Source organism: Serratia sp. G204Y, assembly GCF_051172435.1.
Taxonomy (GTDB): Bacteria; Pseudomonadota; Gammaproteobacteria; order Enterobacterales; family Enterobacteriaceae; genus Serratia; species Serratia sarumanii.
In genome coordinates, this window is record NZ_JBPIZA010000001.1 from 417,509 (window position 1) to 443,136 (window position 25,628).

Below are 25,628 nucleotides of genomic sequence, written 5' to 3' on the forward strand. Positions count from 1 at the left end.
GGACGCTGCTTAAAACGCACTTATGGAAGGCACTGGTAATTACTCAATACCGTATTTTTTCTCGGTTACGAATGCGGGTTCTTTCCAGTTTGGACCTTTTTTAACAAGCATTTTTTCTCCCCATTCGACAATCCCATTACTGCGCATCTCTTCAAAAACTTTCAATAGTTCTCCATTTCCAACAACATCAAATCGGTAACGAACAAAGAAATTATCCAACTGCGGATAACCGATCCCTTTTGTCGAACCAGCGAAGAAAGACACTACATCGTATACACTTTCTTTTTCAATCATAGACTTAAAATCAATCATAGTTCTTCCCTCTTAGCTTGCTCTTCTGCTGCATTAATTGCTTCAGGAGTATACAAAGGTTCATTTCGTTCATTTATTTTATAGTCTTCTAGGGTGGCAGTATGCGTATTATTCCATACCTCACCTTGGTTATCGGGGATTATGCCATCCTTAATCCCAAGATTCCTATATCGTTCCAACTCCCTGATTTCATGGGTGTAAAAACGCTTGTCGGTATCGGTGGGCTGCATTTCGCCCCTCAGGATTTTATCCAGGCGGTTGATCATTACCTTGTTGGCATCAGATTCAGCAAACCGCTGGGTATGCAGCTTCACCTTGTCCACGCCGGCACGGTCAATGGTGGCGGTTTTCCAGTCCAGATTCTGAATCGGGCCACCGGCCTTGTCCGTGTTGTAGTCGCGACCACTGTATTGCCCTTTAGCGTTGGTTTCGCCATAAGGCCGACTTAGCATGACATAGACAGGCTCAACGCCGGTCCCCGTTGCATCAGGCTGCCAGTAGATAAAATCCTGCAGTGGCATGTCATCTGCAGGGAACGTCGTCGTGACGATACTGTCGGCCTGCTTTATCTCCGTACCGGTATGCACCGGCGTTACCGGCGCTGCAGGCGCAGGATTGCCGGTATGCCACGGCCCCGACGGGGCAGCGCCCGGGTTTATCAAAATGGTTCGCCCCGGCGCACCGGCCACCGCCGGCAAGGTGATCCGGTCCAGACCGGTTTTTTCATCGCGAACCGGCCGATACACCGGCACGGTAGCGGAGACGCCGCCCGTTCCTGTTTTGACCAGTATTACCTCTTGCTGACCGTTATTCCCCCGGCGAATAAACCCGCGCACCGGCAAATCGACCGTGGTCATTTCCGGCTGAATCGGTGTTTTCCCTGCGGCAACCAGGCTGGCCGGAACGGTAAACATCTGTGTCAAATCACGACCCAGCAATTTATCAATATCGCTCTGACTTTCACCGGCTTTCCCCGGCCAGAATCCGACAACGAAGGCGCCGACTGCCGGAGCTACCGCACTGAGCGTGGCAACCCGGGAAACTTCGACGGCGCCGCGCCACACTCCACCGGATACCCAGCCGGCCAGCTCACTGGCGCTGGTCATCACGCTGTTGATCCATGTCGATAATTGTACCATACCGCCCGCGCGGTTGAGCACCATGACCCCGGCCGTGGCCATCGCGGCATTGGCCGCTTTTATCATGCCGGGTGTATAGACCGGGGCGTCCAGTACGCCGGCTTTGGCGAACAGCGCTTTCCGTACAGCCTCAGCTTTGCGGGCCTCTTCGGCTTTGCGGGCTTCTTCAGCTTTGCGGGCCTCTTCGGCTCGACGGGCTTCCTCTGCCTTACGGGCTTCCTCTGCCTTACGGGCTTCCTCAGCTTTGCAGACCTCCTCTTCCTTCTCACGCTGTTCACTTTCTAAATGTTCAATATTTTGTTTGGCTGTGTCAATTTCTGATTGTATTCTCTTCTCTTCTTCCAGTTTTTTACCCATTTCCTTTCTGTTTAATGATTGCTGCTCCCTAACCCAGGAGGTGGGCTTTTCTCTAGAGAAGAACCAGTCTTCATTATTCAGCTTTAAATATTCCTGATGTACTTTTCGTTTATTAGCTTCATTTCGAAGTATGGTAAGGCGCTCTTTACTTACCTTTAACTTGCTAATAATTACTTTTAGGTTTGCTTTCTCGAACTCAGTCAGTTGACTACTTTCAGCTTTCTTGCTTAATGCGTCAATATCCTTTTGAATTTCTTTAATTTGGTTGTCAATTTCATTTGCTTTATTAGCTGCAAACTGAATGGCTGCATCTGAATCCTCACGGTAACTCTCTTTTGCTTCATTACTGAATGGCGTGATATCATCATCTTCAGGATCAAAAGCACTTATCGGTTTATTAATATCGGAAATTTTTTGATCCCAGATATGGGTAATATTACTCAATTCCTTCTGTCTATCAGGTAAACCCTCGCCAACCCATGCTTCTACAACCATATTGCTATCTGATAAGTCAAACCCTCGTTGCCACCCATGTCCATTCCAGTTGTATCCCATTGAAGTCATTACATCGCGTTCATACTGCGTTGTATCTTCATATCGTGTCATAATCCGATCCCTCTTCAAATAGAACGATGTAATCAACGCGATGCCGAGCTGCGAATAACGCAGACATTATCGAACCGGGAAGCAGCTTTTGCATTTACACCGCCTTGACGCTCCCTTCCTTTACCATCACCGTAATTAAATCCATTCATAATTGAGTTCCTTTCCGTCATCGTGTTGTACGCGTGGTACTCACCTGTAAAGGCGCTGAGAGGCATTCAGTGCTAACCCCCCCAATATTGTTAATCAGGCGCGCTCAATGCCTTTTTCCAAGGCTGCCAGTCGTCTTTCAAAAGCCTCTCGTTCTGCTTCGCGCAGTGAGCGTTCTTCCTTAAGCGCCTCAACCAGCAACGCCACTACGCCGTTGATATTGATGCTGCGGGCATCTTTCAGTACGCTGCCGTCATTGAGTTTCAGCTCGGTCTGGGCAACGGATTGGGGGAGAATTTCTTCCACTTCCTGTGCAATCACGCCGGCTTCCGGCACGCCCTGTTTGAGGTAGGTGTAGCCGCCGATGTTGGCCAGCTTGTCCAGGGCGCCGTCGATTGGGGTTATTTCCGTTTTCATACGGACGTCAGAGCTGATGTTCCACCCGCCGCCGGTGACGGCATAGCCGTCTTCTTTGAAAACGAACCAGCTATTTTTATTACCGTCACTCACGTTAATGACCAGCTCGTTGTACTTCACATGGTCGTGATGATAAATTTTTACGTGTTTGTTACCTGGATTAGGTAAATAAAGCCCGTTGGTGAGGGATTCCTGCGATTTATCGACATTCTCAGGCGGGCTTGCAGTGAACCATCCGTGAGCGTTGCGTTTGGTCAGTTGCCCAACAGACAGCTCGGCATTGGGTTTGACCCGGAGTTCATTCCAGTTTCCCTGCCAGTCGCGGTAAGAGAGCAGGCCATAATCCTCTTTGCCGGCGACCACGCGTGACCCCATCAACATGGCCGTAGTGACGTTACCGCTGGTGAAGTCGGTATGTACGGCAGCCGCATCATAGACCTGCCCATTAATAAGTGGGGCTGGACCGGTGGTCGCGGTGGAGATGCCGGCATTATGCGACACCATCGCCCCGCCGGAGATATCTACGCCGTTGCGCAGAGCCACCCGACCGGAAACCAGATTGAACGAGAAGGGGCGCAGCGTGTTCCACTGCCCGTCCTGGGCCTGCCCGTTTGGTGTGGTCAGGGCATAAAAATCTTTGCCATCGTTACGCAACATCACGCCGGTGTTGCCGTTAGCCAGTCGAAAGCCGTTGGCAGATTTTGAGACGATTTCATCGTCGCTGATGACCCGTTTGCGAAGGGTGGTGAGTGATTTAAGTTCGGTGATGTCGTCGTTGACGCCACTCTGTACCTGGGCATTTTTCTTTTGTTCAGCCATGATAATTCCTCAGTTTATTAATAAGTTCCTGCCATGGAAATGGCGCATGGTAACGCCTTAAAGACAGTTAACGACGCTGCGCATTTAAGGCGAAGATGGTTAAAAAAGTACGAAATCTGTATGTATGAACAGTAGTTTGTGAGCATCAAGAATAAATATCAAATGATAATGACAATCGTTTGTTGTGTGGTGGATGAGACAAGAAAGTAGAACGGATGATTTCTGGCGATGACGTGATAACTTATTAATTTATAGACCAATGGTCATTTAAATTGACTGCTTAAGTGTGTTTGTTGTTCCGTTGCTCCCCACACCCATTTACTGCTTTGGCGATGGATGTGGGAACCGCGCATAAAACGCCAGCGGCAGGCCTGAAAAGAGATGAACAGTCCGGCGTTCGCGCCGGACTGCGGGTTTGTCTTGGCTAGACGAGAATATCGGCGGAGGCGTCGACCTGCCCAACGATTTTAACCAGGAAATCAGGCAATTGATTGCCGGAGAGATTGATGGCCAGATCGGTGACATTCTGCTGCGCGTCATAATTCAGCGCCGCTTCATACAACGAGCCGCTTAAACTATTCACGAAGTGCAACTCGCTCCCTTCTGCCTTAGCCGTCTGGTTGATCCACGAGAGATCGATTTTATCCACCGCCGTCTGGAAATCACGGATCCAGTCCGGTGCGGCGGCTTGGCTGTCGCCGACTGCGCGGAAGACAAAGGTGTCCGCGCCTGCATTGCCCCAGAGCTGATCGGCGCCGCCGGCACCGTAAATGATGTCGTTGCCTGCACCGCCTTTTAGCGTATTGTTCAGTGCGTTGCCCACTAAAATGTCGGCGCCGCTGCCGCCGATGATATTTTCAATCTGCGCGCCGTAGGCGATGGCGATATTCGCCTTCAAGCCGCCCACATCTGAGAATGAGCCTTCGTTAATGTTGATTCGTTGATCTTGGTTGTAGCCTGAAAAATCCAGCGTGTCATTGCCGCCGGCATCCCAGATAGCCGCCACGATTTTGTCCGTGGACGTCTTAACGCTCAAAAAGTCTCTGTCCGTATTCGAGTTGAAACCATAGGTGGTATCGCCGGTGCGCGTGGTGGTATTCGCGCCGTACAGTTTCTGTATGGCGGTAATATCATCCAGCTGCGGCCCCGATGGCCAAACGCCTTTATAGTCAGCGCTGGTGTATTGCTCGCTAAAATAGCTCATTAAAGAATATTGATGATCGTCTTCATAATACTTCGCCGAGTTGGTGTAGGTGGGGTAAGTCGCGTTGGAGGCATCATAGTTTCCGGGATGGGAGAGCCCGAGCGCATGCCCTATTTCATGGGTGAGCGTATCCCTGGCATAGTTATTGGTCTGCGGATTCGAAGCGTCGTAGCCTTTGTTGCCGCTGATCCAGATGGTGCTTTTAAGGTCGTTTTGCGTACTTTCATAGGAGGTGTAATTGCCCCCGCTGGCCGCCTTATAAAAACCAAACTTTATATCAGCGCTTTTGGCATCGGTGCCTTTGACCTCGGTGAAGGTGATATTGGCCACGTCCGACCAGGACTGCAATGAAAGCTTGGTTTGGGCCTGTTGGGCGGCGGTAAGCTGTGCGGATCCTGGCTTATCGCTGTCGGTATACACGGGGAAAGAGTAGGTTAATGCTGCCGCATGGTCGGTCACGCCTTTGCCATTGGCGGAATAATGGCTCCTCAGCAACAGATCTGAAACCTCCTCTGTGGCGTATGACGGTTTGCTGCTTCCCTCGCGATCGACTCTTTCATAATCGGTTAAATAATCTGAGATTTTATCGGTAGCTAATGACATATCAAACTCCTTTGGACGTTGACAATATTGCACCTAACGCTCTATATGCTCGTACACAGGTTTGAAAATAGGGGTAATTAGTGGGTTATCATTAGTTTGCCTCCTTGATCTGGCTTGAATATTGCATTCAAGCGGGATATGTCCTTATCATTAATCACGGTGAGGAATTAATGGCGCGCAATGGTTGGCTGAAAGCAGTATAGGCATAATTATTTTATTAATGAGTTATTCTTATATGAATCTTTTACATAAGATATGTGTAAAAGGCGCACTTAAATAACCAGGTGGAATTAAATCTTTATTTAATATTACTCTGTAATTGGCTCGTGGAGTTTACGTAACTGATTTATCTTTTTGCTTTTCATTAATTTTCATCTGTGAATAGCGGCGAGTAGCCGCCATCGCTGCAATGCATATAGGCGGCTACACGCTGGCGATCGTCATTAATTGAGTACGGGATTATTAAGGACACTCGCGTACACCGATTAACTTGCCTGATACTTAAAAGCAGTAGGTGCCCTGCGCCAGCACGAAGTTCATGTTTTTCAGCCCGGCATGCTGCTGCAGGCTGTGGCCGACGTCGAAGTAGACATAGGCTACCTTGAACTGGAGATCGCTGCGCGGCGTCCAGGTGGTTTCGACCTGATACTGGTTGCCGATAAAGCGCGAGCCTTGCTCGCTGCCTTTCACCGGGCGCATCGGCCCGAGGTAGAAGGCATCCTCGCGGCGTTGCCGCCATAGCGCGTCCCAGCTGAAATCGATGGACAGGGTTTGCCACGGCGTAATCGTGACCGAAGGGTGGATGGCGATCAGGTTAGCCGGCGCCACCAGCCCGTTCTCGGTCAGGTAGGGCAGCTTGGGGTACATGGCGTTAAAAGTATTGAGCTGCCCATCGTGACCGTTTTTATCGCCGCTGGCGATGCCAATCTTGCCGCCGAAGCGCGGTTGCCAGCGCCAGTCGCTCACCGTATACCCGGCGTGCGCCGACGCCGACCAGGCGCGGATGTCACGCTGTTCTGCGCTGCCGAACTGCCAGGCGGCCTCATTGTCCCAGTCGAATCCCTGCGCCGCGCCGAAAATGCGTGCGCCGACGGTATAGCGCCGCTCTTGCCCGCTGAGCTGCGCGTAGTGGGCATCGTTATCCTCAAAGCCGAAGGTGTAGAGATCGAGCGCGGAAGCCAGCGCGGCCAGCGGCGTGGTGCCGTACAGCCCCCACACCTTTTGGCTGTTGTCGGTATCGTCGTCGAAACTGCCGGTTTTAAGGGTGACGGGATGGCCGATAAAGGCGTCGAGGCGGTTTTTATCCTTGGCCCAGCTGGCGCGGACGGCGTCGAAAGAACGGCGCACGTTGGGGCCGTCGCGGGTGCCCATCAGGTGTAGCGAACCCAGCGCAATCTCCTGGCGGCCGACCCGCAGGGTGCCGAGGCCGTAGGCGGTGGGCAGTTTTAAGTCCACATAGCCCTGACCGAGATAGGCATGATCTTCGTCGGTCGGCTTGCGCCCGCGATCGCGCGGCGTGGCCAGTGACGATCCCAACTGAACATAGGCGCCAAAGTTGTCGCCATAGTCGAGGCGTGCGCCAATCAGCAGGCGCTGCATGAAGGTATCGTCGCGTCCGCCGCTCAGATCCCGTTGATCCGTCCATTCATAGCGCTCGCGCAGTGAACCGTCGAAAGACAGGGTGGCCGCATCGCCCAACGGGATGTTTTTCCAGGGGGACGCGGCGGGCTCCGCCGCCAGGGCAGGGAGCGTGGAGAACAGCAACAGTGCGGGGAGCGTGCGTTTCATCATAGATATCCGAAGAAAAAAGCGCGCCGCAGCGCGCCTTGGGTTTATTTAGCTGCCTGGTGAATTTCGGCGATGTAGCCGCCGGGGAAACGCACCAGCGCCGAGGCGCGGCGCTCCGCCGCCGTCGAACGCCACAGCACCTGCGCGCCGCTGGCCGTCGCTTTGGCCAGCGTGGCCGGCAGATCGTCGACGCCATAGCCGGTGCGCTCATGGCCGAACGGATAAGGCAGATGCCCGTCGGTGACGAAAATGCGCGTTTTGCCGAAGCGGGAGTCCAATTCGATCTGGCGGATCTTGCCGTTGTCGCTGCGGCCGATCGCCGTGTCGCTGACCAGTTCGTCGCTCACGACCTTGCCGTGCGAGAACGCCTGGTAGCTTTTCAGGAAATCGTCGACGCGGTAGGCGGAGAGATACAGGCGGTTTTCCGGCACGCTCAGCAGAGGCTTGTAATTAGGCGCCTTGGTGTGCCAATAGAGCTGCATGTTAACGCCGCCGGGCCACTGGATCACCGCGTCGCGGCCGATCGGATCGTCGAAAGACGCAACCTGCACATCGGCGCCGGCGGCCCTGGCTTGGCGGATGGCGGCGTCCATATCCCTGACCAGAAAACCGTTGCGCTCGGTGCCGAACGGGTGCGGGATCGGCGTTTTGAAATCGAACACCGAGAAGCTGCCGGCCGGCGTCAGTATCAGCTGGGAGTAAGTTTCGCTCGGCGTGGGCGTGACGTTGACCAGCACGCGTTCGGTGCTGGTACCGCCGAATGTTTTCAGAATGCTGTCGACAAAGGCATCCATCTTGCCGCGTTCGACGTAAACATGGGTGGTGTCATATTGCGGCCCTACGGCGAGAGACGCCGTATCGGCCGCCCAGGACATTGCCGGGAGCAGCAGCGCAAGGGCCGATATCCTCAGCCGACGAGAAGAAATACCGATAATATGTTGCATGATGACCTCCAGGTAGCGGTTATTTTCCTGAGTAAAGTGTGATTCCCTATGACCTTTCCCGTCGGTTAAAAAATAAAAGCTAAAAACGCAATGCGCGTCGTGAAACATTAAATAAGGGCGAAATTCTGGCGCCTAAGCGAATATCGCGAAGGTGCAGAACCTCTCTTTTTATTGGCATAAAAACGATGAGGTGCCTTTGCCGGCTAAGCCCGCTGTTGCTAAGGAACGGCGAGGGTCATAAGGCCCGCCTCGCCGCGCGCTGAGGCGAATCGAGGATAATCCATAACGGTGTTCTCCTGGATGGGATATATCGCATTAGCCAGCTGAGTTTACGGTCTTCATTGCCGTCTAAATATAAATACAGCATTAAAAGAATTGCCGCCCATCAAATTTTTATATGACTTGTTGAGTAAATGCGAATAAGCGGGAAATAAAATATAACGGCGCGTGCTAAGGCCGGCGTTGAGCGGAGGCGGTGTTGATCTCGGGAGGAAAAACGGCCTGCCGAAGCAGGCCGTTGCGGGGAGTTTACGCCAGATCGAAACGATCGAGGTTCATCACTTTGTTCCAGGCGGCGACGAAGTCGTGGGCGAACTTCTCCTGCGCGTCGGCGCTGCCGTAGACTTCGGCCAGCGCGCGCAGCTGCGCGTGTGAACCGAACACCAGATCGACGCGGGTGCCGGTCCATTTGACCGCGCCGCTGCGGCGATCGCGCCCTTCGAACAGGCCGTCCTCACTCACCGGGTGCCAGGTGGTGCCCATGTCGAGCAGGTTGACGAAGAAGTCGTTGGTCAGCGCCTGCGGCCGCTGGGTGAATACGCCGTGCGGCGTGCCGCCGACGTTGGCACCGAGTACCCGCAGCCCGCCGACCAGCACCGTCATTTCCGGCGCGGTCAGGGTCAGCAGCTGCGCCTTGTCGACCAGCAGCGTCTCGGCCGGCACGCGGTATTTGCCCTTCAGGAAGTTGCGGAATCCGTCGGCGAGCGGCTCCATCGCCTCGAAGGAGTCCACGTCGGTCTGCTCCTGCGAAGCGTCCATGCGGCCCGGCGCGAACGGCACCGTCAGGGCCAAACCGGCGTTCTTCGCCGCCTGTTCCACGCCTGCGGCGCCGGCCAGTACGATCAGATCCGCCAGCGAGACGCGCTTGCCGCCGGCCTGCGCATCATTGAAGGCGCGTTGGATACTCTCCAGCTTGGCCAGCGTCGCGGCGAGCTGCGCAGGTTGGTTGACCGCCCAGTCTTTTTGCGGCGCCAGGCGAATGCGCGCACCGTTGGCGCCGCCGCGTTTGTCGGAACCGCGGAAGCTCGAAGCGGAAGCCCAGGCGGTGGAGACCAGTGCCGATACCGGCAGACCGGAAGCCAGCACGGCGTTTTTCAGCGCGGCGATGTCCTGCTCGTCGATCAGCGGATGATCGACCGCCGGGATCGGATCCTGCCAAATCAGCTCTTCCTGCGGCACTTCCGGGCCGAGGTAGCGAGGGCGCGGCCCCATATCGCGGTGGGTCAGCTTGAACCAGGCGCGGGCGAAGGCGTCGGCCAACTCTTCCGGATGCTCATAGAAGCGGCGCGAAATCTTCTCGTAGGCCGGATCGAAGCGCAGCGAAAGGTCGGTGGTCAGCATGGTCGGGCGGCGTTTCTTGTTCGGATCGAAGGCGTCGGGAATGGTTTCACCGATGTCTTTCGCCACCCACTGGTGCGCGCCGGCCGGGCTTTGGCTCAGTTCCCATTCGTATTCGAACAGGTGGCGGAAGAAATCGTGGTTCCACTGGGTTGGGGTGGTGGTCCAGGTGACTTCCAGGCCGCTGGTGATGGCGTCTTTGCCGACGCCGGTGCCGAAGGTGCTGTGCCAGCCGAGGCCCTGCGACTCCAGCCCGGCCGCTTCCGGATCGGCGCCGACGTGAGACGCCGGGCCGGCGCCGTGGGTCTTGCCGAAGGTGTGGCCGCCGGCGATCAGCGCCACGGTTTCTTCGTCGTTCATCGCCATGCGGGCGAAGGTTTCACGGATGTCGCGCGCGGCGGCCACCGGATCGGGGTTGCCGTCCGGGCCTTCCGGGTTGACGTAGATCAGGCCCATCTGCACCGCCGCCAGCGGGTTCTCCAGGTCGCGGTCGCCCGAGTAGCGGCTGTTTGGCCCGCCGCTCAGCTCCAGCCAGATCTTCTCCGAGCCCCAGTAGACGTCGTCCGGCTCCCAGGTGTCGGCACGGCCGCCTGCGTAGCCGAAGGTTTTGAAGCCCATCGATTCCAGCGCCACGTTGCCGGTCAGGATAATCAGGTCGGCCCAGGAGATGTTGCGGCCGTATTTCTGTTTGATCGGCCACAGCAGGCGGCGCGCCTTGTCGAGGCTGACGTTGTCCGGCCAGCTGTTGAGCGGGGCGAAGCGCTGCTGGCCTTCGCCCGCGCCGCCGCGGCCGTCACCGATGCGGTAGGTGCCGGCGCTGTGCCAGGCCATGCGGATGAACAGGCCGCCGTAGTGGCCGAAGTCCGCCGGCCACCATTCCTGCGAGTCGGTCATCAGGGCGTGCAGATCCTGTTTGACCGCCGCCAGATCGAGACTGTTGAAGGCGTCGGCGTAGTTGAAGTCTTTATCCATCGGATCGGACAGGGGGGAGTGCTGATGCAGCGGTTTCAGGCTGAGCTGATTGGGCCACCAATCCTGATTGGTGGGGCCGTTCTGCGGTGCGGGCTGCTTGCCGCCCGAAAACGGGCATTTGCTTTCAGTTGTCATAATGCGCTCTCTGCTTCCGTAAGGGTGCTCCAGCCGCCGGGCGTGGAGCGGTTAACAAGGCATGCGGGTAAGGCCTGCGTCGGGTGTTGCGCTAAATAACTGAACTCAATGGAATCACATCGCCCCGGCCGCTAACGGGCAAAGGGCGACTCATGGCTAAGCTTAGTCAGCGGCGGCGGAGAGATAAAATAGGAATGATTGAATACTGTGATAGCTTGCGGCGATTCATGGCTGTGTTATTGATAGTCAGCGCGGCGCTCTATCGGCGCCGCAGCATCACCTTGAGCACCGCGTCTGCCAGCCTGCCGAACGGCGCGCGCAGCAGATCGGTGAAGCGCCAGCGGCTTTGGATAAAGACGCCCTTGGCATGGCTCAGCGCCCGGAATCCTTCGATGCCGTGACAGGCCCCCATGCCGCTGGGGCCGATGCCGCCGAACGGCAGATCGTCCTGGGCAAAGTGCAGCAGGGTGGCGTTGACGCTGACGTTGCCGGAGGTGGTGCGTGCCAGCAGCCTGTCCTGCAGCGTGCCGCCTGGGCCAAAGTAGTACAGCGCCAGCGGGCGCGGCCCGGCGTTGATAACGTCGATCGTTTCATCAAAGGCGGTGTAGGTGCGCACCGGCAGCAGCGGCCCGAAGATCTCCTCTTGCATGATCCGGCTGTCGTCGGGGGCGCCGACGATCAGCGTGGGGGCGAGGGTTTTCGGCCGTTCCACCGCCGAGTCCGGGCGGTGGCCCACCGGAACGATCCGCGCGCCCCGCGCCTGGGCGTCGGTGAGCAGATCCTGCAAACGGTGGTAGTGCCTGTCGTTGATGATGGCGCCGTAGTCATGGCTCGTCGGCCCGTCGGGGTAAAACGCTTTGACCGCCGCGTCGTAGAGCGCGATGAAGTTTTCCACATCGTCCTGATGGATCAGCAGGTAATCGGGTGCGATGCAGGTTTGGCCCGCGTTCGACAGCTTGCCGAACGCCAGGCTGTTAACGGTTCTGGCGTTAACCGCGCCGGGCGCCACCACTGCGGGGCTTTTGCCACCCAGCTCGAGCGTCAAGGGCACCAGATTTTTACCGGCCGCCTGCATGACCTTACGGCCGATCGCCGTGCTGCCGGTGAACACCAGGTGATCGAACGCCAGCTCACTGAACCCGGCCCCGACGTCCGGCCCGCCGGTCACCACGGCGACCTCATCGGCGGGAAACAGCGCCGCCAGCATCGTTTCGATAAGCTGGCTGGTGTGCGGCGTGAGCTCCGAAGGTTTCAACATCACGCGGTTGCCGGCGGCCAGGGCGGTGGCCAGCGGGATGAAGGTCAACGAGAAGGGATAGTTCCACGGCGCCATGACGCCAATCACGCCCTTGGGTTGATACTGCACGTAGGCGCGCCCGGCCTGGTACGGCAGGGCGACGTGGCGGCGCTCCGGCTGCATAAAGCGTTTCAGATTGCGCAGCAGGTAATCGATCGCCTGAACGGTGACCAGAATCTCCAGGATGTCGGTTTCGTAAGGCGAACGGTGGCCGAAGTCTGCGCTGACGGCCGCCGTCAGCGCGCCGCGCTGGGCCAAAATGGCGCTCCGCAGGCGGCGCAGGGCGGCCTTGCGCTGAGCGATCGTCGGTGCGCTGTCGCGCAGGAAGGCATGACGTTGGGCGGCAAGCCGTTGCTCCATCGTCATGAGGATGTCATCTCCCTGCACTTGAATTCTCCTGATGCCGAGTGAAAGCGGGAATGCGGTTTGCCGAATCGTGTTTGACCTTAAAGTGAACTTTAAACCTATACTCGTTAAACGATCAACGCAAGATCGTCGGCCAACCGGGATGAGGGAGCCAGAGATCCCGGCGCCGCGCGCAGTATAAACCTTCTTTTTTAACCAAAGTGTAAATGGGAGAAACGACATGGGTTACGTAACGACCAGCGATGGCGTCGAGATTTTCTACAAGGATTGGGGCCCCAAAAACGGCAAGGTTATCTATTTTCACCACGGCTGGCCGCTGTCCAGCGATGACTGGGATGCCCAGATGCTGTTCTTCGTGAACAAAGGGTTCCGGGTCGTCGCGCACGATCGCCGCGGCCACGGCCGCTCCAGCCAGGTGTGGGAAGGGCACGACATGGACCACTACGCCGATGACGTCGCCGCGGTGGTAAAACACCTCGGCGTACAGGGTGCGATGCACGTGGGCCACTCGACGGGCGGCGGTGAGGTGGTGCGCTATATCGTGCGCCACGGCGAGGACAAGGTGTCCAAAGCGGTGTTGATCAGTGCGGTGCCGCCGCTGATGGTAAAAACCGACGCCAATCCGCAGGGCACCCCCAAAGCGGTGTTCGATGATTTCCAGGCGCAGCTGGCCGCCAACCGGGCGCAGTTCTATTACGACGTGCCCGCCGGCCCGTTCTACGGTTATAACCGCCCGGGCGCCAAACCGTCGGAGGCGATTATCTGGAACTGGTGGCGCCAGGGCATGATGGGTGGCGCCAAGGCACACTACGACGGCATCGTCGCCTTCTCGCAGACCGATTTCACCGAAGATCTCAAGAAGATTGCCATTCCGATGCTGGTGATCCACGGCGACGACGATCAAGTGGTGCCTTATCAGGACTCCGGCGTGCTGTCGGCCAAGCTGGTGCAGAACGGCACGCTCAATACCTATAAGGGCGCGCCGCACGGCATCCCGACCACCCATGCCGATCAGGTCAACGCCGATCTGCTGGCGTTCGTGAACAGCTAAAGACTCAACGCGTCGCGAGCCTCGCCCTTCACCGGGCGGGGCTTTTTATTGGCTGCGGGAGAGCGGATCACCAATGATAGCTGATGCCCATATCGAGCTTGTCCGACGCATCGACGCCGGGCGTGTGCTGCGAAAGGTTATTGAATTCATAGTTAATAAACACCTGCATATTGCTGTTGAGCAACCAGGTGACCCCCAGCTCCTCATAGTTCAATAAGTCCATGTTCCGGCCTGCCCGGGTCTGTATCAAACGGGTATAGCCGATGTTGGGTTGGATGTGGTCCGTCAGCCGATATTTGGCGAGCGCTTCATAACTTGACGCCGAACCGCGGTTAGCGGTTTGTTGCGGGCTGATGGCGTTGTCGCTTTGGGTGAACACGGCCGCAAGATAGATTTTTTTCGACGCATAGAGAACCCCTTCGGCCAGCGTATCGATGCGCCGGCGATAGCCGGCGGCGCGTTGTTGCCGCTGCGTGGTTTGAGACGCCGAGGCGGCGGCGATGAGGCTGAGCGTCGGCGTCAGCGCATAACGGAACGAGGCACCGAATCCGTTGCCGTTTTGTTTGCCCGGCGCTTGCCGTTCGTCGCCGTCTTTGAACTGGTATTGCAGCGCGAGGGCGGCGCGCCGCTGAAACAGGCTGAAAGTTTGGCGGTAGGTGAGCAGGTTATGCGCCCGGCCGCGCATAAAGTTGTCGATATAGTTGTAGGCCATCTCTCTAAACAGCGGAGAGCGATCGGTCAGGGCGGTCACATCATAAAGCACGCCCCAGTTGCGGCCGATATCGAGGCTGCCCAGGGCGGCGTTTTGCACGCCGATATAGGCGAGCCGGGTGCTGTTGCGCGTCGCGTCGGCGAAGCTGACGGTATATTCCCAGTGGGCGTAGGCCTGCCAGCGCGGCGCGATCTTTTTTTTGCCTATCAGGCCGAAATAGAGGTAGCTGCGGTCGCCGTCGTCGCGTTCGTTTTGGCCGCTGTAGCGTCTGGCGATAATCGTGCCGTAGAAATTCAGGCTGTTTTGCTGCGATCCCGTCAACGACACGGCGGAGGCGCCGCACGGCAACAAGGCCAGCAGGGGGAAAAGCATGCCCGCCGAAAAATTACGAGGATTGCGTTTTATCATGATGGCACCGTCCCTGTGCGCGGCAAGCCCGTGAGCTTGCCGCCCCGGCGAAGCTTAAGCGTGCGTTTCGCGTTTAAAGTAGCTGACGATCCCCTGAGCGATCGCCGTGGCAATTTTATTTCTGAAGGCGGGGGTGCCGAGCAGCCTTTCTTCCTCAGGGTTGGTGATGAAAGAGGTTTCCACCAAGACGGAAGGAATATACGGGGACTTTAAGACCACGAAGGCCGCCTGTTCGGTATTTTTGGCATGCAGATGATGGATGGGCGCAATATGTTGAATCAGGTGCGAGCCCAGCGCCAGGCTTTCTTTGATCGTTTCCGTCTGCTCCAAATCAAACAGTATCTTCTGCAAATAGCGGTCTTTCTTGATGACGTTAGGGCCGGCGAGATCGTCCGCCGCGTTTTCACTGTTCGATAAGTATTTCGCCATCGCGCTGCTGGCGCCTCTATTGGAAAGCGCAAAGACCGACGCGCCGCAGGCGCTGGGGCAGGTAAAGCCGTCGGCGTGGATGGACATGAAAAGATCCGCGCCATGCCGGTGCGCGATCTCCACCCGATCGTAAAGCGGAATAAAAACGTCGCTGTCGCGCGTCAGGCGGGCATCGATGCCGTGTCGATCGAGCTGTGCACGCACATTTCTGGCGATCTCCAGAACGACATGTTTTTCCAGCGAACCGGTGTGGCCAATGGCACCAGAGTCGATGCCGCCATGACCGGGATCCAACATCACCAGGAATCTTTTTCGCGCCCCGTGAGGGCCGTTCTGCTTTTTGGGGCGTGGCAGGCCGTGGGCGTGAGCCAGCGGGGAAACGGCGCCGTTCAGCGCCAGGGCCGCCAACCCTGCCAACATCATTCTGCGGCGAGATAACCGGGTGTTCAAAAGGTCCGTCTTAGCCATAAGGGTAACCAGCATAAAAGGAAAGGGTGTTTTTGTTATAACATAACAATTCCGTGCGTCGGCGGGGTTGTCTGTTAGCGGCTGTTACTTTTAATGTCATTCCTTAAATTCACTGGCTTTTTATACTGCATTTATTTTGTTTATTGAATGTTCGTATTGCTATTCATTTGTTTTGCATTTGTTAATTCTTATTTTGACACACTATTTAATCTAATATTTCAAATGAGATTTATTCTCCTCTTTAATTGATATGTTATAACGTAATTACTAAAACGGATAAAAAACGGGGTCTTTGCCGCCGGCATGAAGCCACTCACGTTTTTGGAGCGTTAACATGACTTTTAAACACCAGGAAAAAGAGACATTAAATATATTCGCCGTTCTCGCGGTCTCGTTAAGCACGGTTATCGCCATGCTCGACAGTACCATCGCCAACGTGGCACTGCCGGTGATCGCCAAAGATTTCGGCGTCTCCGAATCGGCCTCCATCATGATTATTAATGCCTACCAGTTTGCCGTCGTTGCCTCTTTGATGCCCTTCGCGGCGCTGGGCCGCGCGGTAGGCAATAAAAAGATCTTTATAGCCGGGGTGGTGCTGTTCGCTTTTTCATCCTTGGGCTGCGCGCTGTCCACGACGCTGGAGATGCTGACGGCATTCCGGGTGATACAGGGCTTCGGTGCGGCGGCGGTGCTCAGCGTCAATGCGGCGCTGATCAAGGAGATATACCCGGCAAGGCTGCTTGGGCGCGGCCTGGGCATAAACGTGATGGTGGTGTCGGTTTCCGCCGCCGCCGGGCCATCCATCGCCTCGGCGATACTTTCTCAAACGAGCTGGAACTGGCTGTTTACCATTAATGTTCCCATCGCCTGCCTGTCGCTGCTGCTGAGCGTGATATTCCTGGGTTCCCGCGAGCGGCGCAGCGTTGGGTTCGACAGCGGGGGCGCCCTGTTGGTGTTTGTGCTGTTTATCGCTTTCTCGCTCAGCACCATGAGCATGACCACTCACCATCTGCCGGCGGCGGCGCTGAGCTTTGCGGTATTCGCCGGGCTGGCCGGGTTGCTGTACATCAATCAAAAAAGAAAGGCCGACGCCGCGCTGATCCCGATCGCGATGCTGCATAACCCGACGCTGTCATTGTCTTTGCTGATGTCGATGCTGTCCTACAGCACCCAGCTTTTGGCCTATGTTTCGCTGCCTTTTTATTTTCACAACGTTCTGCAAAGAAACGTGGTGGAAATCGGTCTGTTGCTGACCGCCTGGCCGCTGGCCACCATGGCGTCTTCGCTAATTTCCGGCGATTTGGCCAAGAAGTACGATCCCAATCTTGTTGCCCTCTCGGGCCTTGCCTGTCTGCTGGCAGGCATGCTGCTGATGGCCAATCTGCCGAGCGATCCGTCGAATGGGGCGATCGTATGGCGCGTGGCGCTGTGCGGCATCGGTTTCGGCCTGTTTCAATCACCGAACAACCTGTTGATCATGACGTCGGTCTCCCATGAAAACAGCAGCATCGCCAGCGGCCTGTTGGGCAGTTCCCGGCTGATTGGGCAAATCGTCGGTTCGGCGTTGGTGGCGATTTTCTTCAACATGCGGGGTGCGCAAGCGACGAACATCAGTTTAATGGCGGGGGCGGCATTCTCGTTCCTTTCTCTGGTCGTGAGCTATATGCGCTTCAAGTCCGCCGTTACGTTAAAAACCAGTAAATAGAAGCACGAGGTTTCCCATGCGATTTATCCCATTAGTACCGTTGGTTATCGGCATGGCGGCGTTTTCCCTTGCCGGCTGCACGACCTACCACGACGTGGCGTTGCAACAAAAAGAGACGGGGCTCAATAGCCAATATTACCTGCTGCAGCCGCCGGTCTATGTCGGCGACCGGTTGAAATATGGTCTGAAGGACGGCAGCGGCGGCGAGTTGACGGTAGCGAAGGTTGAACCGAAAGACCTGGTCGCCGACAGCGGAAAAATCATTCCCCTGTCGCAGCTCTCTTTCCTGCAACGAAAAGACCTTTCCACAGGAAAAACCGCCGCGTTGGTCGGCGGCGGCGCGGTCGCCACCACGGCAATCGTCTTTGTGGCCGGGATAACCATCATGGCCGCCGGCATCGCCGCGTCGGCCTAACGCAGCCCATCGCCGCACGCCGCCGAGCGTGCGCACAGGAGGCACCATGTGCGTCACAGTGAAATTTATCGCCACCGCGCTGCTGGCAATATTCGCCTTGCCGACGGCGCCTTGCGCCAGCGGCAGTCAGCCGGCGGCGGCCGAACGGCCGCAGAGCGCAGCGGTGCAAAAGTTGCCTGGCCACTATCAGCGGATCGTCATCACCGGCAACTGCCCCTTCGGCGTGATCCTGGCGAACGAGGCGGCCTACCGGCACGTCGTCGGCGTGGGGCCCTGGGCGTTCATGCATGCCGATATGCATGTGTTGAAGGACATGAAGCCTGACATCGGCAGGATCACCTCCGCCTTCATCAATAAGGACTACCGGGTCAACATGGAGTCGTTAATGAATCTACGGCCCGACATTATTTATTACTACGGCAAAAGCCAGGACGATCGGCTGGAAAGGGCGGGCGTGATGACCGTCGATCTGGATGCCGGCGGGAAGACAAAGTACCAACCGATGGTCACCCAGATGTATTGGGAAAATACCTTCGCCGACACGCTCGGCCTGCCGCGCACGCACAAATTCAAAGATGCCTGGGAAAAGACCCTGAAGCAGATCCGCCCCTATGCCGCAGCCATCCGCGCGCAGCACGTCAGGGCGTTGTATCTCGAAGAAAGCGACGGCAGGCAGCTGAAGGTGAGCGGCCCGCATACCTACGGCGACACCTACCTGAAAATGGCCGGCATGGACAACGTCGCCGGGGATTTGCCGGTGAAAGGGGATGCCGGCAGGTACATCAACGTTTCGATGGAGCAGATCATGGCCTGGGACCCGGATGTGATTTTCGTGGTTTTCGGCAGCGCTAAAGCGCTGCTGCACGGGGGGATCCCCGGCCAGGCCTGGGAGACGCTCAGGGCGGTAAAAAACGGCAAGGTTTTCTCGACGCCGATGGGCATTCATAACTGGGGGGGCCTGTCGGCGGAAACGTCACTGCTGCCGCTGTTTATGATCAACCGCTATGCCCCTGAAGACATTAGCGACAAGACGCTGCGGGAGGAGACGCGCCGCTATTATCAGACGATGTTCTCCTATGCGATCCCGGACCGTTTGTTGGATGAGGTGCTGGCACAGCGCTAGCACCACGGTTGAATTGCGTTAGTGGGTTGGAGGAGCTTGGGGATGCCGGGCAGAGGAAAATATATGGCGATCATGGTAGGGCTGTTTTTAGCCTTGTGTGTGGTTGCCGTCGCATCACTGTTTGCCGGCCGTTACGCCTTGTCGGCCCATGACGTGCTGCTGATTTTATGGCAGGGGAACATGCCGGGGGAAAACCAGGCCCACTATTCGGTGATTTTTAACCTGCGTGCGCCGCGGGTGGTGGCGGTGATGCTGGTGGGCGGCGGGTTGGCAGTCGCCGGCGCGACCTTTCAGGCGGTGCTGAAAAACGCGTTAGCCAGCCCGGACGTGCTGGGCACGTCTTCCGCCTCCGCCTTTGGCGCTGCGCTGGGCATTTTATTGAGTTTGCCTTTTGCCCTGAGTTCCCTGCTGTCGTTTCTTTTCGGCGTGGTGAGTTTGTTGCTGGTGCTTGGCATCTGCCGCCTGAAACGCCGGCAGGATGCGCTGACGACGATCCTGTCCGGCATGATTACTGCATCGGTGTTTATCGCGTTTGTCTCGGCCATCAAATATGTCGCCGATCCGCAGGATACCTTGCCTGCCATTGTCTTCTGGCTGATGGGCAGCTTCGCTTCGGTGGCGAAAGCGCAGGTCTATTGGCTGATCCCGCTGTTTGCGGCGTGTTACCTGACTATCTACCGGCTCAGGTGGAACATGAACATTCTCTCGCTGGGGGACGACGAGGCGCGCATTGCCGGCCTGAATCCGCCCCGGCTGAAGATCCTATTGCTGATCGCCGCCTCTCTGCTGGTTTCCGCCTCGGTGAGTTTGGCCGGCGTGGTGGGGTGGGTTGGCTTGGTTATCCCCCATTTGGTGCGAAGCGTGCTGGGATATAACCACGGCCGACTGATCCCGGTCTCGGCGCTGAGCGGCGCGTTGTTTTTGCTGGTGATAGACAATATCGCCAGAGGCGCCACCTACGCAGAAATTCCAATCGGCATCCTGACCGCGCTGATCGGCGCGCCGCTTTTCGCCACGCTTTTTATTCTGGGGAATCGATATGATCACCGCTAGCCGGCTAGCCTTTGGTTTCAAGGGGCGGGAGCCCATTTTCGACAACGTCAGCTTCGAGCTTAAGCGCGGCGAGATCCTCAGCGTGCTGGGCCCGAACGGCGCCGGCAAAACGACGCTGCTGAGAAATATTGCGGGCCTGTGTCGGCCCAGCGCCGGCAGGTGCGAGATCGGCCGCGTCGATAATCGAGAGGCGCGCCTGGCCTACGTGCCGCAGGCGAAAACACCACATTTTTCCTATGGCGTACTCGATTTTGTCACTTTCGGCTGCGCCCGCCATGCGGGATGGTTCGCCGGGCCGCGTCGGCAAGATTTCACCAGGGCGCAGGCGGTGTTGCACGCGCTGGAGATCGCGCCGCTGGCGCAGAAAAATATCAACCAGATCAGCGGCGGTGAACTGCAGATGTGTTATTTCGCCAAGGCGCTGGTGGCAGATCCCGACGTCATGATCCTCGACGAACCGGAATCGAATCTGGATTTTTACAATCAGGCCAAAATGATCGAGATGCTGTGGCGCCTCGCCAAAGAGCGGCAGATGACGATCGTGCTGAATACGCATTTCCTCAATTACGCCGAACGCATCTCCGACAAGTGTTTACTGATGGCAAAACGGCAGTCGCTGTTTGGCGTTAAAAGCGCTGTGCTGCGGGAAGATATCCTGGAGCGCTATTTCCGGGTGCCGGTCAGAAAATGCCGCTATGAACACCAGGGCGCCAGCGAAGAAACCTTTATTATCGCTCTACGCAATCTCGCCTGAGTTTCGGCTGCAAGGATTGCTTGAGGGATATCCCTCATTGCGGCCCCGCCGGCGGTTATTTAAGCTGAAAGGGCAACGCAACGGTGAATATGGAGATAATCATGACTGATTCAGTGTCCAACGATCGTAATCCCACCCCGGATGTGGCGGAAGACAACGCGTTCTTCCCATCACCTTACTCCCTCAGCCAGTACACCTCGTCCAAAACCGACTTCGCGGGCGCCAGCTACCCGAACGCCTATCGCGGCGGCAAGTGGAAGGTGCTGATGATCGCCTCGCAGGAGCGCTACCTGCTGATGCAAAACGGCAAGTTCTTCTCCACCGGCAATCACCCGGTCGAGATGCTGTTGCCGATGCATCACCTGGATCTGGCCGGTTTCGAGATCGACATCGCCACGCCGTCCGGCGATCCGGTGAAGCTGGAGATGTGGGCGTTCCCGCAGGAAGACGACGCGGTCAAGGCCACCTACGAGAAGTACCGCAGCCAGCTCAAGCAGCCGAAAAAGCTGACGGAGGTGGTGAAGGATCTGGATGGCGGCAACTACCTCGGCGTTTTCATCCCCGGCGGCCACGGCGTGCTGAATGATATCCCGTTCAGCGAAGAGGTGAAAAAGACCCTGCACTGGGCGCACGACAACGATCGCTACGTGATTTCGCTGTGCCACGGGCCGGCCGGTTTGCTGGCGGCGGGCATCGACGAGAGCAAAGAGGATTTCCTCTATCGCGGTTATGAAATGTGCGTGTTCCCGGACTCGCTCGATACCGGCGCCAACATCGACATTGGCTACATCCCCGGCCCGATGCCCTGGCTGGTGGGCGAACGCCTGCGCGAGCGGGGCGTTAAGATCGTTAACGCCGACATTACCGGCAAGGTGCATAAAGATCGGCGCCTGCTGACCGGCGACAGCCCGCTGGCTTCCAACAACCTCGGCAAGCTGGCGGCGGAGACGCTGCTGGCCGACGTCGCCGTGCGATGAGCGACGAGATCGCGCAGCGCGCTTTCCAGACGGCGCTGGCGATGGACCACGAGCGAACCTTGTCCGCCATTCAGGGGCGGGTTCGCGCCTTCGCCGCGCCGTTCGGCTTCGATCGCTTTGTGCTGTTTTCCGCTTCCGCCGCGGCGGAGGCGGGGATCGAGCATATCTATTGGGTCGAGGGCGACTGGTTCGGCGACGGCGAGGCCGTCGATGCGCTGACCTACGTGCGGCACTGCCCGGTGACCCGGCATATGCTGCGGGTCAGCGAGCCGTTTTTCTGGACCAAGAACCGGGCGCAGCAGGGCGAGCGCTACCGGATTGTACGCACGCCGCGCGGCGCCGGCCTGCACGGCGTGCAGATCCCGGTGTTCGGCCCGGCCGGTTTGGAGGGTGCCGTCAGCCTGGGGGGCGATCGCATCGACGCCTCGCCGCCGGCGCGGCTGGCGCTGTCGCTGGTGGGCACGGCGGCCTTTCAGGCGGCGCGGCGGCTGTTCGCACCGGCGGCCGGCGAGGGAGAGAGCCGGCTGTCGGCGCGCGAGCGCGAGGTGCTGAGCTGGACCGCCATCGGCCGGCGGCAGGCGGATATCGCCGCGATGCTCGGCCTGTCTGAACGCACGGTGGAAAACCACCTGCGGCGCATTCGCCAGCGCCTTGGCGCCGCCACCACCGCGCAGGCGATCAGCGTGGCGATCCGCCTGGGGGAAATCGCCCCCGAGAGCCGTTAGCCCGTCGCCATTTGCCGCAGCAGCCACTCACGCAGCGCAATGATATCGGGGCGCTGCGCGGTTTCTTCGGTGGCCACCAGATAATAGTTGGCGCCGGGTAACGCCGTCTCGAACGGCGCGGCCAGCACGCCGCGCTGCAATAAATCGCGCGCCAGCAGCCGGCTGGCGATCACCACTCCCTGGCCGGCCACCGCCGCCTGCAGCGCATGCGTCTCATCGCTGAAGGTCAGCCCGGCTTCCACGTTCAACCCTTCCGGCCCGTAGCGCCGCCGCCAGTTTTCCCAGGTCGGCGAGTCGGCGGGCACCTGCCGATGCGCCACGTGAAACAGCGTTACCCGCTGCAAATCCTCGCTGCGCTCCAGCGCCAGCGCCGGGCTGGCCACCACGATAAAGCGGTCCTCATGCAGCAGGGTGCAGTGCAGATCGCTTTCCGGCGTTTCACGGTAGCGAATGGCGACGTCCACGGTGCGCTGGTTGAGATCCACCCGCTCGACGCTGGTGTGCAGGCGAAGATCGATGGCGGGAAACTCCGCCTTGAAATCCGCCAGGCGCGGCACCAGCCAGTGGGTGAGAAAATTGGAGGTGGTGGTGACGGTCAGCGCCGGCGGCTGCTGGGCGCGGGTGATTTGGGCAACGGACTGCTCCAGCGCGGCAAAGGCGCGCTGGGTGCCGGCATACAGGATCTCGCCGGTCTCGGTCAGGCTGACGCCCTGCGCGCTGCGCTCGCACACCCGGCACTCCAACACCGATTCCAGCAGCTTGATCTGATGGCTGACCGCCGTCGCGCTGACGCCCAGCGCCTCGGCGGCCAGTTTGAAGCTGCGGCAGCCGGCCACGGCGTGGAAGGCGCGCAGCGCGCCCAGCGGCGGCAAACGGGTTTTTCTCATGGCTGAGTTATTCTCATCTAAGGCTGAAAACTATGAGTTTGTCTGACCGATTATACAAGAGATAGGCTACTGACATGTGAACAGGGAAGTGAATTTATTTCATCATTTCCATCATGTCGGGAGTGAACGATGAGCCTCTATATCAACAACGGCGCCTTAGGCGCCATGGAACACACGGGAACGGCGGCGAGCGCCTTGGCGCTCAGCGTGCCGGTGGCCGCGGGCGCCTTGCTGCTGAAGACCGAAAGCCTGCTGGGCATCGGCGCAACGCTGATGCTGCTGACGGCATTGGCGCTGGCGTTTCTCGGCGGCGCCGCGCTGGCCCGCTGGCAGCCGCTGCGGAACCGGCCTGCGCTGGCTATGCTCCGCTACGGCTTTTTGCTGGCGGCGGCGGGATGGCTATTGACGCTGCTGATGCTGTTCGGTGGCCACGACTGGCCGGTTCTGCTGGCGGGCATCGCCCTCGGCGGCCTGGGGCAGGGCGTAGCCTACCGCACGGCGGTGGGGGAGAAAACGGCGTTCGCCGTGGCGTGCCGGCTGACGACGGTGGTGACCATCGTGGCCGTGGGGGTTGCCGCTTTGCTGATTCAAACCTACGCTGCACCGGGCGCCAGAGGGAGCTGTTTCGCGCTGGCGTTGCTGGTCGATCTGGCGTTGTTGGGGGCGTTGATGGCGTGGGTTGCGGAGCGGGATAGAGGCTGAGACATTGCGGAGGGACAAGGGCCTGCTTGGGGGACGGGGCGGGCTTTTTGATTTTGGGGATTGTTGGAGTCGGCAATCTGACGGTCTGCTTTGTGCCATAGCGGACATTTCACACCTCGATGCCTGCACTATAAACAGGATCATGGTTGACCAAAGGGTTAGTCCTCACGCGTTGCTAGTGGAGCTGGTTGCACATAAAATACCCACTACCCTAATGATGCTGTTAACCTAGTCTATTAATGGAGTATGTGGTGTCGATACTAATGACTTTTATCGAGTTCATGGTGTAGTTCCTCGGAAAAAAGAACACTCGGCATAAGTATGCCAGGACTTGCGTTGAGAGAAGGACGTCCATCACATGACTACAGCAGCAGCCTTGTGCCAAATCTGCCGTTCCTCATTCAACAACCTGACCGAGCGATTCAGTTTTAAACCTTCTACTCCGTGATTAACAAATAATTTTGATTTATAGTCGTTAGTTATGAGGTGACTGACACATCCTGTCAGTTTGTTGGAGTACTATGAAGTCCAAATTCTGACCGAGATTTGATTATGGATAATTTTTCACGGCATGAGCGTTTGGCAAATCGTATTGCGCTGATTTTATTGCAGCTGTTTAAGGAAGGTGCGGTTTCGCGTCGTGAGTTGGCTGGTCGCTTTAAAGTTACGGAGAGAACCATTTATCGTGATCTAAATCGCCTGGGCGAGTTTGTCACGTGCTCTAAAGATGGGATCTATCGTATCAGCATGCAAAATGAGGCAGAAGACAAACTTCCTACGTTAGATAGTCTGAGTGAAAAAACGGGCCTGAGGGAATTACTGCCGCTGTCAGGGGAGGGTTCGTTACGAAATATACTCACGGCAATTGAATATAACCGCATTAAAATATTGCCAATTCCTCCAGAAGCATTGAGCTCTGAGTTTCAAAAAAGCACTTTTTCCAGCCTGGACAAAGCCATAAAAGAAAATTTGGTTTGCGTTATTCACTATAAAGGAAAATCCAGAACTCTCTATCCGTACCGTTTAATGAATTTAAAAGGAGTATGGTATCTGGCAGCAACGGATGCTGAATTAATGGTTAAAGCCTTTCGAGTGAGTGCGATTGAATGGCTGGATATCAAAAAAACAACGTTCACTCCAGACAGCGATATTCATGACTATCTTGATAGCGAGGACGACGCCTGGTTTAGCATAAATAAAATGGAAGTTATGGTTGAAGTCTTTCCCGATATTGCTTGCTACTTTGAGCGACGAAATATATTGCCACAGCAAAAAATTATCAGCAAATCACAGGATGGCAGATTAATTGTCACAACGCTAATTGCACATCGGGAACAACTCTTTTCTACGCTACGATTCTGGTTGCCTAACGTACGAATTCTATCGCCCGTGACTGAAGCTAATGCGTTTGTCGGACAGCTTTCTCAGTATATTGCCCAACTTACTCAAGAAAATGACCTTGTAACCGATAATGTTTTCCAGGATAACGTCTAAGG

21 protein-coding genes are annotated in these 25,628 nt (G+C 57.2%); 10 read left to right on the forward strand and 11 right to left on the reverse strand.

The features are described from left to right. Positions 1–39: 39 nt before the first annotated feature. The 8 genes from ACSBQQ_RS02075 to ACSBQQ_RS02110 all read right to left on the reverse strand — a co-directional run bounded on the left by ACSBQQ_RS02075 (position 40) and on the right by ACSBQQ_RS02110 (position 12,723). A complete protein-coding gene (locus ACSBQQ_RS02075; protein ID WP_047730281.1) occupies positions 40–312 on the reverse strand; it encodes a hypothetical protein in 273 nt (90 codons plus the stop codon). Continuing rightward, positions 309–2,414, reverse strand: a complete 2,106-nt coding sequence (locus ACSBQQ_RS02080) for an S-type pyocin domain-containing protein (protein WP_230200366.1) — start codon at positions 2,412–2,414, stop codon at positions 309–311. The genes ACSBQQ_RS02075 and ACSBQQ_RS02080 overlap by 4 nt, the downstream gene beginning before the upstream one ends. Positions 2,415–2,657: 243 nt before the next feature. Further along, positions 2,658–3,797, reverse strand: coding sequence for a tail fiber domain-containing protein (locus tag ACSBQQ_RS02085; protein ID WP_060420337.1), 1,140 nt, complete (start codon positions 3,795–3,797; stop codon positions 2,658–2,660). Positions 3,798–4,221: 424 nt separating this feature from the next. After that, a complete protein-coding gene (locus ACSBQQ_RS02090; RefSeq protein WP_060427761.1) occupies positions 4,222–5,604 on the reverse strand; it encodes a serralysin family metalloprotease in 1,383 nt (460 codons plus the stop codon). 501 nt (positions 5,605–6,105) lie between these two features. After that, positions 6,106–7,395, reverse strand: coding sequence for an alginate export family protein (locus ACSBQQ_RS02095; RefSeq protein ID WP_060427763.1), 1,290 nt, complete (start codon positions 7,393–7,395; stop codon positions 6,106–6,108). 41 nt (positions 7,396–7,436) lie between these two features. Further along, positions 7,437–8,336, reverse strand: a complete 900-nt coding sequence (locus tag ACSBQQ_RS02100; RefSeq protein WP_060427765.1) for a hypothetical protein — start codon at positions 8,334–8,336, stop codon at positions 7,437–7,439. A gap of 528 nt (positions 8,337–8,864) precedes the next feature. Further along, complete coding sequence (katG, locus tag ACSBQQ_RS02105; protein ID WP_060427767.1) at positions 8,865–11,060, reverse strand: catalase/peroxidase HPI; 2,196 nt, start codon at positions 11,058–11,060, stop codon at positions 8,865–8,867. A gap of 259 nt (positions 11,061–11,319) precedes the next feature. Continuing rightward, entirely contained in the window at positions 11,320–12,723 is a 1,404-nt protein-coding gene (locus ACSBQQ_RS02110; protein ID WP_060427769.1) for a coniferyl aldehyde dehydrogenase, read from the reverse strand. 220 nt (positions 12,724–12,943) lie between these two features. On the opposite strand from ACSBQQ_RS02110, the gene ACSBQQ_RS02115 reads away from it, so the two are divergent. Then, complete coding sequence (locus tag ACSBQQ_RS02115) at positions 12,944–13,774, forward strand: alpha/beta fold hydrolase (protein WP_060427770.1); 831 nt, start codon at positions 12,944–12,946, stop codon at positions 13,772–13,774. A gap of 67 nt (positions 13,775–13,841) precedes the next feature. On the opposite strand, the gene ACSBQQ_RS02120 is transcribed toward ACSBQQ_RS02115, so the two are convergent. Together ACSBQQ_RS02120 and amiA are read right to left on the reverse strand one after the other, a co-directional pair. After that, the gene (locus ACSBQQ_RS02120; protein WP_060427773.1) at positions 13,842–14,894 is read right to left on the reverse strand and encodes a porin; all 1,053 of its coding nucleotides are present in this window, start codon (positions 14,892–14,894) and stop codon (positions 13,842–13,844) included. 54 nt (positions 14,895–14,948) lie between these two features. Continuing rightward, positions 14,949–15,791, reverse strand: a complete 843-nt coding sequence (gene amiA, locus ACSBQQ_RS02125; RefSeq protein ID WP_060428219.1) for an N-acetylmuramoyl-L-alanine amidase AmiA — start codon at positions 15,789–15,791, stop codon at positions 14,949–14,951. A 334-nt stretch (positions 15,792–16,125) separates the two neighbouring features. On the opposite strand from amiA, the gene ACSBQQ_RS02130 reads away from it, so the two are divergent. From ACSBQQ_RS02130 to ACSBQQ_RS02160, 7 genes are all read left to right on the forward strand, one after another. Then, complete coding sequence (locus ACSBQQ_RS02130) at positions 16,126–17,496, forward strand: MFS transporter (RefSeq protein ID WP_060427775.1); 1,371 nt, start codon at positions 16,126–16,128, stop codon at positions 17,494–17,496. 16 nt (positions 17,497–17,512) lie between these two features. After that, entirely contained in the window at positions 17,513–17,911 is a 399-nt protein-coding gene (locus ACSBQQ_RS02135) for a hypothetical protein (RefSeq protein ID WP_223181972.1), read from the forward strand. Positions 17,912–17,957: 46 nt separating this feature from the next. Then, the gene (locus ACSBQQ_RS02140; RefSeq protein WP_209007986.1) at positions 17,958–19,034 is read left to right on the forward strand and encodes an ABC transporter substrate-binding protein; all 1,077 of its coding nucleotides are present in this window, start codon (positions 17,958–17,960) and stop codon (positions 19,032–19,034) included. Positions 19,035–19,097: 63 nt separating this feature from the next. Beyond that, a complete protein-coding gene (locus tag ACSBQQ_RS02145) occupies positions 19,098–20,087 on the forward strand; it encodes a FecCD family ABC transporter permease (RefSeq protein WP_230200365.1) in 990 nt (329 codons plus the stop codon). Further along, positions 20,074–20,841, forward strand: coding sequence for an ABC transporter ATP-binding protein (locus tag ACSBQQ_RS02150; protein WP_049211347.1), 768 nt, complete (start codon positions 20,074–20,076; stop codon positions 20,839–20,841). The genes ACSBQQ_RS02145 and ACSBQQ_RS02150 overlap by 14 nt, the downstream gene beginning before the upstream one ends. Before the next feature lie 101 nt (positions 20,842–20,942). After that, the gene (gene hchA / locus ACSBQQ_RS02155; protein WP_049211345.1) at positions 20,943–21,818 is read left to right on the forward strand and encodes a glyoxalase III HchA; all 876 of its coding nucleotides are present in this window, start codon (positions 20,943–20,945) and stop codon (positions 21,816–21,818) included. Continuing rightward, positions 21,815–22,543: a PA1136 family autoinducer-binding transcriptional regulator gene (locus tag ACSBQQ_RS02160; protein ID WP_060427779.1), complete on the forward strand. Its 729-nt coding sequence runs from the start codon at positions 21,815–21,817 to the stop codon at positions 22,541–22,543. Before hchA ends, ACSBQQ_RS02160 begins: the two co-directional genes overlap by 4 nt. On the opposite strand, the gene ACSBQQ_RS02165 is transcribed toward ACSBQQ_RS02160, so the two are convergent. Then, on the reverse strand, positions 22,540–23,430 hold the full coding sequence (locus tag ACSBQQ_RS02165; protein WP_060427781.1) for a LysR substrate-binding domain-containing protein: 891 nt from the start codon (positions 23,428–23,430) through the stop codon (positions 22,540–22,542). The genes ACSBQQ_RS02160 and ACSBQQ_RS02165 overlap by 4 nt on opposite strands. Positions 23,431–23,559: 129 nt before the next feature. Between ACSBQQ_RS02165 and ACSBQQ_RS02170 the strand changes: the two genes are divergently transcribed. After that, positions 23,560–24,132, forward strand: a complete 573-nt coding sequence (locus ACSBQQ_RS02170; protein ID WP_060427783.1) for a hypothetical protein — start codon at positions 23,560–23,562, stop codon at positions 24,130–24,132. A 552-nt stretch (positions 24,133–24,684) separates the two neighbouring features. Beyond that, positions 24,685–25,626 (forward strand): helix-turn-helix transcriptional regulator, encoded by a 942-nt coding sequence (locus ACSBQQ_RS02175; RefSeq protein ID WP_060427785.1) that lies wholly within the window; start codon positions 24,685–24,687, stop codon positions 25,624–25,626. Positions 25,627–25,628 lie beyond the last annotated feature (2 nt).